The organism is Actinomadura xylanilytica (assembly GCF_030283145.1).
Classification (GTDB): domain Bacteria; phylum Actinomycetota; class Actinomycetes; order Streptosporangiales; family Streptosporangiaceae; genus Spirillospora; species Spirillospora xylanilytica.
The window spans coordinates 861,500-873,852 of the sequence record NZ_JASNWE010000004.1 but is presented as its reverse complement, the minus strand read 5'-3'; the positions used below and the strand labels follow the sequence as shown (position 1 = coordinate 873,852).

Annotated in this window: 10 protein-coding genes; 5 read left to right on the top strand and 5 right to left on the bottom strand. The window is 73.5% G+C overall.

Annotation, left to right across the window (positions count from 1 at the left end; translation table 11 throughout):
• Window positions 1-20 precede the first annotated feature (20 nt).
• The 4 genes from QP090_RS27895 to QP090_RS27880 form a co-directional block, all read right to left on the bottom strand.
• Window positions 21-497 carry a hypothetical protein gene (locus QP090_RS27895; RefSeq protein WP_285942394.1) on the bottom strand — a complete coding sequence of 159 codons (477 nt, stop codon included), beginning with the start codon at window positions 495-497 and terminating at the stop codon, window positions 21-23.
• A gap of 61 nt (window positions 498-558) precedes the next feature.
• The gene (locus tag QP090_RS27890; RefSeq protein ID WP_285942393.1) at window positions 559-2,169 is read right to left on the bottom strand and encodes a glycoside hydrolase family 3 protein; all 1,611 of its coding nucleotides are present in this window, start codon (window positions 2,167-2,169) and stop codon (window positions 559-561) included.
• A gap of 153 nt (window positions 2,170-2,322) precedes the next feature.
• Complete coding sequence (locus QP090_RS27885) at window positions 2,323-4,401, bottom strand: transglycosylase domain-containing protein (RefSeq protein ID WP_285942391.1); 2,079 nt, start codon at window positions 4,399-4,401, stop codon at window positions 2,323-2,325.
• 501 nt (window positions 4,402-4,902) lie between these two features.
• On the bottom strand, window positions 4,903-6,072 hold the full coding sequence (locus QP090_RS27880) for an N-acetylglucosamine kinase (RefSeq protein ID WP_285942389.1): 1,170 nt from the start codon (window positions 6,070-6,072) through the stop codon (window positions 4,903-4,905).
• A gap of 61 nt (window positions 6,073-6,133) precedes the next feature.
• Between QP090_RS27880 and QP090_RS27875 the strand changes: the two genes are divergently transcribed.
• Together QP090_RS27875 and QP090_RS27870 are read left to right on the top strand one after the other, a co-directional pair.
• Window positions 6,134-7,096: a MurR/RpiR family transcriptional regulator gene (locus QP090_RS27875; protein ID WP_285942388.1), complete on the top strand. Its 963-nt coding sequence runs from the start codon at window positions 6,134-6,136 to the stop codon at window positions 7,094-7,096.
• Window positions 7,093-7,989 (top strand): N-acetylmuramic acid 6-phosphate etherase, encoded by an 897-nt coding sequence (locus tag QP090_RS27870; RefSeq protein ID WP_285942386.1) that lies wholly within the window; start codon window positions 7,093-7,095, stop codon window positions 7,987-7,989. Before QP090_RS27875 ends, QP090_RS27870 begins: the two co-directional genes overlap by 4 nt.
• A 180-nt stretch (window positions 7,990-8,169) precedes the next feature.
• On the opposite strand, the gene QP090_RS27865 is transcribed toward QP090_RS27870, so the two are convergent.
• On the bottom strand, window positions 8,170-9,363 hold the full coding sequence (locus QP090_RS27865) for an acyl-CoA dehydrogenase family protein (RefSeq protein ID WP_285942385.1): 1,194 nt from the start codon (window positions 9,361-9,363) through the stop codon (window positions 8,170-8,172).
• Window positions 9,364-9,424: 61 nt separating this feature from the next.
• On the opposite strand from QP090_RS27865, the gene QP090_RS27860 reads away from it, so the two are divergent.
• The 3 genes from QP090_RS27860 (at window position 9,425) to pruA (ending at window position 12,323) form a co-directional block, all read left to right on the top strand.
• Window positions 9,425-10,060, top strand: coding sequence for an HAD family hydrolase (locus QP090_RS27860; protein WP_285942383.1), 636 nt, complete (start codon window positions 9,425-9,427; stop codon window positions 10,058-10,060).
• A 12-nt stretch (window positions 10,061-10,072) separates the two neighbouring features.
• A complete protein-coding gene (locus tag QP090_RS27855) occupies window positions 10,073-10,570 on the top strand; it encodes a DUF6912 family protein (protein ID WP_285942381.1) in 498 nt (165 codons plus the stop codon).
• Between the two features lie 115 nt (window positions 10,571-10,685).
• Window positions 10,686-12,323, top strand: a complete 1,638-nt coding sequence (pruA, locus tag QP090_RS27850) for an L-glutamate gamma-semialdehyde dehydrogenase (protein ID WP_285942380.1) — start codon at window positions 10,686-10,688, stop codon at window positions 12,321-12,323.
• Window positions 12,324-12,353: the final 30 nt, after the last annotated feature.

Below are 12,353 nucleotides of genomic sequence, written 5' to 3'. Positions count from 1 at the left end.
GCGCCTCGCGGCCGTGCCGGTCAGACGGTGATGAGCCAGCGCGCGCCGGTCTTGCGGAGGGTGAACCCGGCCGCGAGGAGGCCGCCGGGCCGGGCGGGTTCGCCCTTCCACCGCAGGTCCTCGAAGCGGACGGTGAAGTCGTCCGGCCCGGGGCCCGCCTGCCCGGTGGGAACGGTCACGGTGCGCAGGGCGGCCCGGTCCTGGGCGCGGAGCCGGGCGCGGGCGGCGGCGAGGCCGGAGCCGCAGCCGCCGGGCTTCCCGAAGGTCGCCCGCTCGTAGGCGGGGGTGACCGAGGCGCAGACCTTGGCGTCGCCCGCGGCGACGCCGCGCAGGTAGCGGTAGAGCACCATGCGGGCGGCGCGGCTCTGCTCGGGCGGCGCGCCGGCCGGGGCGAGCGGCCGGGCGTCCCCGGGCTCGGGGGTGAGCGGCGGCATCGTCGCCCTGTCCTCGCCGCCGCACGCGGTGAGGGCGAGGACGGCGAGGGACGGGCGGACCACGGGACCTCCCGGGGGACGAAGGCGCCGCGATTTTCTCAGGATCCGGGCGGCCCGTCCATGGTCACCCGTAGTTCAGGCCGTGCCCGGCGCGCTCGCCGCCCGCGTTCACCGGCAGCCTCCCGGTCGGCTTCACCCGTCCGGCCAGCACCTCGGCGAGGGCCGTGACCGAGACGGCGCCCGAAGAGTAGGTGGCCAGCGCAGCCTTGGCGGCGCCCGCGCCGTCGAGGTCGTAGGGGCTGCCGAGGGCGGCGACCACCACCGGCTTGGCCCCGAGGGCGCGGACCCGGGCCGCGGTCACCGATCCGGCGTCGAGCGTGGTCAGCACTGCCGCGTCCGCCGCCGTCAGGCTGGTGGTGGTGCGGACGCCCGCGCGGCCGAGCTCGGCCGCCAGGCGCGCGCTCTTGGGGCCGCTGACGTAGACCTTCCTGCCCTTGAAGGGGAGCAGGCCGCCGTCGTTGCGGACGAGCGTGACGGCGCGCTCGGCGACCATCCGGGCGGTGGCCTTGTGGGCGGCGGTGCCGACGGACGCCGCCGCGCGGGCCGGGTCGGCGCGGGTGCCGCGGAACAGGCCGCGCGCCTCCTTGAGCCGCAGGACGCGCCCGACGGCCTCGTCCAGCCGCTTCTGGGGGATCGTGCCGCTGCGCACCGCGGCGAGCACCGCCTGGTGGGCGCGCGGCAGGTTCGGCGGCATGAGGAGCTGGTCGGCGCCCGCGTTGATCGCCCGCACCGGGGTGGCGGCGTCGCCGTACTTGCGCCGCGCGCCGGCCATCTCCAGCGAGTCGGTGATGATCACGCCCTGGTAGCCGAGGCTTCCGCGCAGCAGCCCGGTCAGCACGGTTCTGGACAGGGTGGACGGGTCGCCGGAGCGGTCCAGCTTGGGCACCACGATGTGCGCCGACATGATCGAGTCGACGCCGGCCGCGATCGCGGCCTTGAACGGGGGCGCGTCCAGCCGCTCCCAGGTCCGCCGGGAGTGCTGGATCACCGGGAGCCCGGTGTGGCTGTCGGTGCCGGTGTCGCCGTGCCCGGGGAAGTGCTTGGCGGTGGCGGCGACGCCCGCGTCCTGGTATCCGGCGATCGCGCCGCGCAGCAGCTGCGACACCTGGCCGGGATCGGAGCCGAACGACCGCACGCCGATCACCGGATTGGCCGGATCGAGGTTGACGTCGGCGACCGGCGCGTAGTCCTGGTTGATCCCGATGGCGCGCAGCTCGGCGCCGGTCACCTTCGCGGCGGCCCGCGCGGCGGCGGGGTCGCGGGTGGCGCCGAGCGCCATGTTGCCGGGGAAGCGGGTGATGAACGGGGTGCGCGAGACGATGCCCTGCTCCTCGTCCACGCCGAGCAGCAGCGGGACCTTCGAGCTCTTCTGGATCGCGTTGGACTGGGCGGCGGTCTGCTCGGGCGTGCGCATGTTGCGCGGGAAGTAGATCAGCCCGCCCACGTGGTACCGCTTGACCAGCGAGATCGCGTCGGCCCGGCTGGAGAAGGTCGGGACGAACAGCTGGCCGACCTTCTCCGCCGGGCTCATCTTGGCCACGAACCCCGGGATCCACGCGCCCTTCGGCACGGCCGGGCTCGGGGAGCCGGCGGTGCCGGCCGACCCGCCCTTGGCGGTCGCGCCCGGCTCGCCCTTGCCGCCCTTGGTACCGCCTCCGCACCCGGCCAGCGGCATGACGAGGACCGCCGCCGCGACGAGCGCGAGCGGACGTGAGGCGCGTGGCGGACCCGGTCCCCCGGCAGGGCCGCCGTTACTTCTCCGTGATCTGATCTCGCGACGGTATCCGTTCGCGGATGTCATGTCGACCCGCGGTGTCCCGCACCGCCTTCACCGCCCGTCGGACCCGGGCTCCGAGGTGGCCGCGCGTTGGCGACCGGGGCCGGTCTGGGGCTTGGGAGTAGCCGGGACGAGTTCGCCCGGGGGATGAGCACCCAGGACGGGGCCGCCCGGGTTGGACGTGCCCGGCGTGGGGGCGCCCGGCGTGGACGCACCCGGCGTGGGGCCGTCCGGGGTGGGCGCGCCAGGCGTGGGGAGGGCGCCCCAGTCGCCGGCGACGCCGCTGAATCCGGGCGTCGGGAAGTCCTTCCGCGGCATGTCGCGGGTGACCTTCTCCATGAACGAGTGCCAGACGCTCGACGGCAGGTTCTCCCCGGCGACCGTGCCGGAGAACCCGGGCAGGTTCTTGAGTGGCTTCTGGGCGGTGTTGGCCATCATCACGGCGGCCGAGAGTTGCGGAACGTACCCGACGAACCAGGCCGCGTGGTTGTGGTCGGTCGTCCCGGTCTTGCCGGCCGCCTCGCGATCGCTGAGCGCCGCCCGCCGCCCGGTCCCCTCGCGGACCGTGGCACGAAGCGCGTAGGACGTCTGCGCGGCCTGCTCCTGGGTGAGCACCCGGCGGCCCGGCTTCGTCCAGGGCAGCGGCACCGTCCGCCCGCGTTTGTCGACGATCTTCGTGATGAGGTGCGGCGTGACGGCCGTGCCGCCGTTGGCGAAGGCCGCGTACCCGGCCGCCTGGTTCACCGCCGGGACGTTGGCGATGCCGAGCGCGATCCCGACCTGGCCCTTGAACGGGCGGAGCGCCGGCTCGGGGACGCCGAGATCCTGCGCGGTCCGCAGCACGTTCGCGACGCCCGCCTCGAACGCCAGCTTCACGTACCCGGTGTTGACCGACAGCGCGGTGGCCTTCACCAGGTCGATCACCCCGAGCGAGCCGATCTCCTCGTCGTTGTCGACCTCGTAGCCCGGCGCGGTCTGCGGAGTGATGCTGCCGTCAGGGGCGAACTTCTGCGGGGACCGCCCGTTCACCCTCGACCTGACGTTGTAGCCGCGGCGCAGCGCGGCGGCCAGCACGTACGGCTTGAAGGTGGACGCCGCCTGCGCCACCGGGTTGAAGACCGCGTCGTACTGGCTGCGCGCCGGGTCGCCCCCGTAGAACGCCTTGACCGCGCCGTCCTGAGGGTCGACCGCGATCAGCCCGCCGCGGATGCCGGTCGGCCAGTCGGGCTCGCGGACCTTGCGCATGGCCTGCTCGGCGTAGCCCATCCAGCGCCGGTCCAGCCCGGTGTAGATCTTCAGGCCGCCGTTGACCGCGCTGTCCATCGGGATGCCGAGCTGCCGCAGCTCCTCCTGGACCCGCTGCCTGACCAGCAGCGACTGGCCGGACACGTCCACCCCGCGCCACTCGTCCAGGGTGCGGGGGAACCGCTGCCGCGCGGCCTCGTCCCGGGACAGCCGGCCCATGGCCACCATGCCGTCCAGGACGTACCGCCAGCGCGCCCGCAGCGCGCGGGCGGGCGCGTCGCCGCCCCGGGTCTTGAAGTAGGTCGGCTGCTGGATCATCGCGGCGAGCACCGCGCCCTCCGCGACGGTGAGCTGCCAGACGTCCTTGTCGAAGTAGGCGCGGGCGGCGGCCTGGACACCGGAGGTCTGCCGGCCGAAGAAGATGGTGTTCAGGTACAGGTCGAGGATGTCGTCCTTGTCGCGGTGCCGGGCCAGCTTCAGCGAGATGAAGATCTCCTTGAACTTGCGGCCCGCGGAGCGGTCCCGGCTGAGCCCCTTGAAGTAGTTGCGGGCGAGCTGCTGCGTGATCGTCGAACCGCCCTGGACGTCGCCGCCCGAGGCGTTGTTCAGCAGCGCGCGGACGGTTCCGGTGGGGGAGACCCCGTGGCCCGCGTAGAAGCCCCGGTCCTCGGCGGCGAGCACCGCCCAGCGGACGTGGGCGGGGATCTGCGCGTGCCGGACGATCTCGCGGTTGGCGCCGAGCCGGAAGATGGGCGTCCGGCCGTCGCCGTAGTAGACCGCCGAGCCCTGGTCGGTGACGCCGTCCTGCGGCTCGTTCGGCAGCGGCGTGCGCACGTAGGCGACGCCCACGCACACGCTCGCCGCCATGACGACTGCGACGATCATGATGAGGACGAGCCGGAGGCGCCGCCGCCGGGCCGGGTTCTTCCGCCGGTCCGGGTTTTTCCGGCGGCGCGGCATGGGGATGAGACGGGAGGCGCGAGCGAAGCGCGGCAGGCGGGAGCGGGCAGGCCTGTGACGGCCCGCCTCTGGGGCGGAGTGCATGCGACCTCGAAGACGTGGAGTGCGGACTCGGTCTTCGTCCGGGTGTGCTGGGGCGTGCCGGGGGGAGCGATGGGAGTCCCGGGGACGCCTGATCGGCCCGCCGATAGGGGAGGGGGCCCAAGCTGGACGGACGATGCTGCGTTGAAACGCAGTCGAAACAGCACATGCCACGCCTGTGGCCGGTGGTCCCGGCGGAGCGCGGCCCAGAGGGCCGGTCCAACGGTTCTCGATCCACCGTGATCACACCTTAGTCACGATGGACCGGGTCAACGCAACCGAAACGGCCGAAACGGCCGAAGCCGGGGAGGCAGGGAGGTGGGGAACGGTCGAGAGGAGGGGGCGTCAGTCGGGCAGGGGGAAGCCGAGACGGCGCAGCGCCAGTCCGGCCGCGCCCACGGCGCCGTCCCCCGCGCGGCGCGGGGGCGTGGCGAACCGGTCGCTGAGCCCGGTCCGGACGGCCTCGGCGACCGGCCCGTCCCGCAGGACCGAGCCGTGCATGACCACCGGGGCGGACGGGTCGGTGAGGGCCGGGCGGACGGCGTCGACGTCGCGGAGCAGCCACTCGGCGGCCTCGTCGGTGATCCGCCGGGCCACCGGGTCGCCGGCGGTCGCCGCCGCCGCGACCACCGGGCCGAGCCGGCCGAGCGCCGCGGGCGGCCGGCCGTACACCTCCTTGATGATCGCCTGGGCGAGCTGCGGGTTGGGCGGCGGCCCGGAGATCGGCTCGTGCTGGGCCGCGCGGTCCAGTGACTCCCCGGCGGGCGGGCGGGCCGCCCCCGGGATCAGCACCGCGGTGCCCGTCCCGCCGCCCTGGGGCGGGACGCCGGGCGTGAGGACGGGGGAGCCGGGTGCCAGCGAAGGGGCGCCGGCCAAGGCCAGCGCCCGGTGGTGCCGGTGCCGGCGCGGTCCGGTGTCGATCTCGGCGACGACCGCGCCGCCGAGCAGCGCGCGGGGGACCGACTCGGTGAGCAGGGTGGGGGAGCCGCGCCCGTCGTAGGCGGCGAGCGCGGCCCGGACCGCCTCCCGTCCGAGCCACACCGCCGAGCCCTCGTCGCCGACCAGCCAGCCGTAGCCGTCGGCGCGCTGGACGATGGCGCCGTCACTGATCACCGCGGCGCCGGCGCCGGTGCCGGAGAACACCACGATGCCTTTGGGCTCGCTGGTCCCGGCGGCGAACGCCACCGCGATGTCGGTCACCACCGCCGGGGCCCCGTGCAGCCCGGCGGAGTGCCACGCCCGCCGCGCGCCCGCGACCGCGGCGGGCCGTCCCGCCGAGCCCGCGCCGGCGATCCCGAACACGCCGGTGAGCACATGGGAACGATCCAAGTCACCGAGCGCCTCCCGCAGGGCGGTGGTCAGCGCCCCGGCGGTGTCACCCCCAGAGTTGGGGTTGGCCCCGGGGCCGGTGCCGGTGCCGGCCAGGGCTCCCCCGAGCGTCAGTACGACACAGCGGGTCTTCGTGCCACCCGCGTCAATACCGACCACGTACGGACCGGCCAAATGGGTCAACACATGGCGACCGTAGCCTTTTCTACCGTTGACGTGACATCCTCGAAGTAAGAAAATTTCTTCCATGAGGAAACCCACCGGCCCCGATCCGGGGAGCACAGGGGAGCCCGGTGCGCCCAGGGACGACGCGGCGCCCAAGGAGCCGACGCCGCTGAGCACCGTGGTACGGGTGCGCTCGCTGCTGCCATCCCTGCCCCCCGCTGAGCGGCGTGTCGCCCAGCGTGTCATCGACGACCCCGAAGGGGTCGCCAACTCGACCATCACCGAACTCGCCCAGAACTGCGGCACCTCCGAGACCACCGTCATCAGGTTCTGTCGGGCGATCGGGTTCCATGGTTACCCCGAACTGCGGCTGACCCTGGCCACCGAGGCGGGCCGGGCGCAGAGCGCCAGCGGCGGACGGGTCATCGGCAGCGACATCAGCCCCGACGACTCACTCGAGCAGATCGTGGAGAAGGTGTGCTTCGCCGACGCGCGGGCCGTGGAGGAGACCGCGGCCCAGCTCGACATCAAGATGCTGGAGCAGGTCGTCGACGCCATCGTCGCCGCCGAACGCGTCGACGTCTACGGGGTCGGCGCGAGCGCCCACGTGGCGGCCGACTTCCAGCAGAAGCTGCACCGCATCGGCCGGGTCTGCTCGGCCTGGTCGGACGCCCACATCATGCTGACCAGCGCCGCGGTGCTGGGCCACGGTGACGTGGCGATCGGCATCTCCCACACCGGCGCGACCGTCGAGACCATCGACGCCCTCGAAGTGGCCAGGAGCCGCGGCGTGACGACCGTCGCCCTGACCAACTTCCCCAAGTCGCCCATCGCCGAGGTGGCCGACCTCATCCTGACCACCGCGGCACGGGAGACCACCTTCCGATCCGGCGCGACCGCCAGCCGGCTCGCGCAGCTCACCGTGGTCGACTGTGTGTTCGTCGGCGTCGCGCAGCGCACCTACGCGCCGACCCGCAAGGCCCTGGAAGCCACTTTCGAGGCGGTCCGCGGCAGGACCGTGCGACCCGACCGGAGGCGTCGGTGATCGACTGCGAGCTCCCCACCGAGGGCCGCAACCCGCGGACCCTCGACGTCGACACGCTGCCCACCATCGAAGTACTCCGCCGGATCAACAGCGAGGACGCCACCGTCCCGACGGTTGTGGCGGCCGTCCTGCCGGAGATCGCGCGCCTGGTCGACCTAGCCGTCGACTCGCTGCGCGCCGGCGGCCGGGTGCACTACTTCGGGGCCGGCACCTCGGGACGGCTCGCGGTGCTCGACGCCGCCGAACTGCCACCCACGTTCGGCATCTGGGGCCGGGTCGTCGCCCACCAGGCGGGCGGCTTCGGCGCGCTCTCGCAGGCCGTCTCCGACGTCGAGGACGACACCGACCTCGGCGCCGCCGACGCCGCCGAAGTACGGCCCGGCGACATCGCCGTCGGCATCGCCGCCAGCGGCCGGACCCCCTACGTGCTGGGCGCCCTGCGCGCCTCCGCCGCCGCCGGGGCCCGCACCGCGCTGATCAGCTGCAACCCGCGCACACCGCACCGGGACGAGGTGGAGGTGCACATCGGGCTCGCCACCGGACCCGAAGTGATCAGCGGATCCACCCGGATGAAGGCCGGCACCGCCACCAAGCTGGTGCTCAACTCGTTCTCCACCACCCTGATGATCAGGATGGGCCGCACCTACTCCAACCTGATGGTCAGCGTCAACGCCCTCAACGCCAAGCTGCGCGCCCGGCTGGTGCGCATCCTCACCGAGGCGACCGGCATGGACGCCCGCACCTGCGAACACGCCCTCGCCGAAGCCGGAGGGAACACCCGGGTCGCCCTGGTTTCCCTTCTCGGCGAAGTCCCCGCCGCCCGCGCGACCATCGTCCTCGAAGAAACCGACGGCGGCGTCCGAGAAGCCCTCCAAAGACTCCGTTCTGCTTGACCTGGGGGGGCGACCCCCCAGACCCCCCGGGGCGGGCCGAACGTCCTTGCTTCGCTGCGGACGTTCGGCCCGTTGGGGGGCGCGCCCCCCAAGCCCCCGCTTGGGGGTTCCCCCCTAACCCCCCTCTGCGGGCTGAGGTTCACCCAAACCCGCTGCGGGTTGGGGTTCCGTTCGAGGGGGTCATTCGTACTTGCGGAGTTCCTGGCGGGCCACGGTGCGGACGTGGACCTCGTCCGGGCCGTCGAAGATGCGCATGGCCCGGACCCAGGCGTACATGGCGGCCAGGGGAGTGTCGTCGGAGACGCCGGCGCCGCCGTGGATCTGGATGGCGCGGTCCAGGACCTCGTGCGCGATCCTCGGGACCACCACCTTGATGGCGGCGATCTCGGAGCGGGCGCCTCTCGCGCCGTCGCGGTCGATGAGCCAGGCGGTCTTGAGGGTGAGGAGGCGGGCCTGCTCGATCGCCATGCGGGACTCGGCGATCTGCTCGCGGACGACGCCCTGGGCGGCCAGGGGGCGGCCGAAGGCGACCCGGTCGGCGGCGCGGCGGCACATCAGCTCCAGGGCGCGTTCGGCCATGCCCAGGGCGCGCATGCAGTGGTGGATGCGGCCGGGGCCCAGGCGGGCTTGGGCGATCATGAAGCCGTCGCCCTCGGCGGCGATCAGGTTGGTCACCGGGACGCGGACGTCCTCGAAAAGGATCTCCGAGTGGCCGTGCTGGTCCTGGTAGCCGAAGACGGGGAGGTGGCGCAGCACCGTCACGCCGGGGGTGTCGCGGGGGACCAGGACCTGGGACTGCTGGCGGTGCGCGGGGGCGTCCGGGTCGGTCTTGCCCATCACGATGAAGATCTTGCAGCGCTCGTCGGCGGCGCCGGTGATCCACCACTTGCGGCCGTTGATCACGTACTCGTCGCCGTCGCGGACGATCCTGGTGGTGATGTTGGTGGCGTCCGAGGAGGCCACCTCCGGCTCGGTCATCGCGAACGAGGAGCGGATCTCGCCGTTCAGCAGCGGGGTGAGCCAGCGGTCCTTCTGCGCGCCGGTCCCGAACATGTGCAGGACTTCCATGTTCCCGGTGTCGGGGGCGGCGCAGTTGACCGCCTCGGGCGCCAGGTCGGGGGAGCGGCCCGTCAGCTCGGCCAGCGTGGCGTACTCCAGGTTGGACAGCCCGGAGACGTCCGGCAGGAAGAGGTTCCACAGGCCGCGCCGCCGCGCCTCGGCCTTGAGGTCCTCGACGACGGGCGGCAGGGCGTGCGGGTCGTGCTCCGCCCGCCAGGCCGTGTAGACCGGCTCGGCCGGGTACACGTGCCCGTCCATGAACTCCTGCAGTCTTCCCTGGTAGTCCCGTGCTTTCGGGCTCAGTTCGAAGTCCATGGCGGCCAGTTTGGCAGAACGCCGTTCGGTCCGCGGTGCCGGGATCGCCTACCATCGAACCGTGACGATCAAGGGCGTGATCACCGATTGGGGCGGGGTGCTGACCTCCCCGCTGAACGACGCGGTCGGCGTGTGGCTGGAGGCCGACCGGATCGACCTGGTCCGGTACGGGTCGGTGATGCGCGCCTGGGTGAAGCAGGCGTACAGCGGCGAGGGGCTCAACCCGGTCCACGGGCTCGAGGACGGGTCGCTCGAACCCGCCGAGTTCGAGCGGCTGCTGGCCGCCGAGCTGCGCACCGTGGACGGCGGGCCGGTGGCCGCGGCGGGGCTGATCCGCCGCATGTTCGGCGCGTTCGATCCGGTCGAGCCGATGTACGAGGCGCTGCGCGCGGCCCGCGCGGCGGGGACGCGCACCGCGCTGCTGTCCAACTCCTGGGGCAACGACTACCCCCGCGACCTGTTCGCCGGCCTGTTCGACGCCGTGGTGATCTCCGGCGAGGTCGGGATGCGCAAGCCGGACGAGCGGATCTTCCGGCACGCGGTCGAGCTGATCGGGCTGGCCCCCGAGGAGTGCGTGTTCATCGACGACATCGAGCACAACATCACCGCCGCCGAGGCCTTCGGCCTCCAGGGGATCCACCACACCGACCCCGCCGCGACCATCGGGACGCTCCGCGACCTCGGCCTGCTGCGCTGAGACAATGGCGGGATGCGCGTCTACCTGCCGTCCACGCTCGCCGGTCTCGCCGGCGTCCGCACCGCCCGCGAGGCCGGTCCCGCCCCGCTCGCCGCGTACGCGGTGACCCCCGCCCTGCGCGAGTGGTACGCGGGCGGTGACGAGGAGGAGCTGGAGTACGCGGCGATGACCGCCGCCGCGCGGGCCTCCCTGCGCCTGCTCGCCGCCTCCCTCGGCGAGGCCCCGGCCCGGCGGGTGGTGCTCGCGGCCGAGATGCCCGACCAGGTCGTCCGGTCGGCGGGGGACGAGGACGCCCCGGCCCTGGTCGAGATCACCGCGGCGGTGCCGTGGAAGAGGATCGCGGCCGGTCACGTGGACGACGAGGCCGCTTCCGACGACGTGCGCGCCGCCGCGCTCGCGCTGGCCGCCGCGGGCGCGGGCGACGAGGACGCCCACGTCCTCATCGACGGCGCCGAGGACCATGAGCTGCTCTGGTACGCCACCCAGGAACTCGCTCACCTGGCCGTCTGAGGGCGTCACCCGCGCACCCGCGGGTAGGTCTCGAACATCGAGGGGGTGACCTCCGCGTCGCCGGACGGGCCCCTCCCGCGCATCGACGACGATGTCGGACCTCAGGGAGCACCGTATGGACGCCGTCACCACCGTCCCCGAACCGCACAACGAACCGGCCAAGGGATACGCGCCCGGCAGCGCCGAGCGGGCCGCGCTGGAGACCCGGATCGGGGAGCTCGCCGGCGGGCACACCGAGCTGACCATGACGATCGGCGGCGAGCGGCGGCTCGGCGGGGGCGCGCCCATCGACCTGGTCGAGCCGCACGACCACGGGCACGTGCTCGGCCGGATGGGGAACGCGACGGCCGCCGACGTGGGCGCCGCGATCGACGCGGCCCGCGAGGCGGCCCCGGGCTGGCGGGCGACGCCGTTCGACGACCGGGCCGCGATCCTGCTCAGGGCGGCCGACCTGCTGGCGGGACCGTGGCGGTCCACGGTGAACGCCGCCACCATCCTCGGGCAGTCCAAGTCGATCCAGCAGGCGGAGATCGACGCGGCCTGCGAGCTGATCGACTTCTGGCGGTTCAACGTCGACTTCGCCCGCCGGATCCACGCCCAGCAGCCCAGCTCCCCGCCCGGGGTGTGGAACCGGATGGAGTACCGGCCGCTGGAGGGCTTCGTCCTGGCGATCACCCCGTTCAACTTCTCCGCGATCGCCGGGAACCTGCCGACCGCGCCCGCGCTGATGGGCAACGTGGTGGTGTGGAAGCCGGCGCAGACCCAGCAGCTCGCCGCGCACTTCACCCTGCGGGTGCTGGAGGAGGCGGGGCTGCCGCCCGGCGTGGTCAACCTGGTCACCGGGGACGGGCGGGCGGTGTCGGAGGCGGCGCTGCCGCGGCCCGACCTCGCCGGGATCCACTTCACCGGCTCGACCGGCACCTTCCAGCACCTGTGGCGGACGGTCGGCGAGAACATCGGCGGCTACCACGGCTACCCGAGGGTGGTCGGCGAGACCGGCGGCAAGGACTTCGTGGTCGCGCACGCCTCCGCCGACCCGGCGGTGCTGAAGACCGCGCTGATCCGGGGCGCGTTCGAGTACCAGGGGCAGAAGTGCTCGGCCGCGTCCCGCGCCTACGTCCCCCGCTCGCTCTGGAACCGGATCCGCGACGACCTGTGCGCCGAGGTCGACGCGCTCACCATGGGGAACGTCGGCACCGACCTGTCGGCGTTCATGGGCGCGGTGATCGACGAGCGGGCGTTCGCCAAGCACCGGACCGCGATCGAGCGGGCCGCGGCGCTCGACACCGTCCGGATCCTGGCCGGCGGCGACCTGGACGACTCGGTGGGCTACTTCGTCCGGCCGACCGTCCTGGAGTGCTCCGACCCGGACGACGAGATCTTCACCACCGAGTACTTCGGGCCGATCCTCGGCGTCCTGGTGTACGACGACGGCGACTACGACGCGATGCTCGCCCAGATGGAGGGCGTCGCGCCGTACGGGCTGACCGGCGCGATCGTCGCGCGGGACCGGGCGGTGATCGCGGACGCGACCGAGCGGCTGCGGTTCGCGGCGGGCAACTTCTACGTCAACGACAAGCCGACCGGCGCGATCGTCGGGCAGCAGCCGTTCGGCGGGGCGCGGGCCAGCGGCACCAACGACAAGGCCGGCTCGATCTTCAACCTGATGCGCTGGGTGAACGTCCGGTCGATCAAGGAGACGTTCGTCCCGGCCACCGACCACCGCTACCCCCACATGGGCACCCGGCCGTGACCCCCGGCACGGTTGCGGGAAGGGCCCGGC

What these genes read in the sequence shown, in the direction of transcription:
- QP090_RS27890 (WP_285942393.1), bottom strand. Translation starts at nt 2,169, where the DNA reads ATGCCGCTGGCCGGGTGCGGAGGCGGTACCAAGGGCGGCAAGGGCGAG.
- QP090_RS27885 (WP_285942391.1), bottom strand. Translation starts at nt 4,401, where the DNA reads ATGATCGTCGCAGTCGTCATGGCGGCGAGCGTGTGCGTGGGCGTCGCC.
- QP090_RS27875 (WP_285942388.1), top strand. Translation starts at nt 6,134, where the DNA reads ATGAGGAAACCCACCGGCCCCGATCCGGGGAGCACAGGGGAGCCCGGT.
- QP090_RS27865 (WP_285942385.1), bottom strand. Translation starts at nt 9,363, where the DNA reads ATGGACTTCGAACTGAGCCCGAAAGCACGGGACTACCAGGGAAGACTG.
- QP090_RS27855 (WP_285942381.1), top strand. Translation starts at nt 10,073, where the DNA reads ATGCGCGTCTACCTGCCGTCCACGCTCGCCGGTCTCGCCGGCGTCCGC.
- pruA (WP_285942380.1), top strand. Translation starts at nt 10,686, where the DNA reads ATGGACGCCGTCACCACCGTCCCCGAACCGCACAACGAACCGGCCAAG.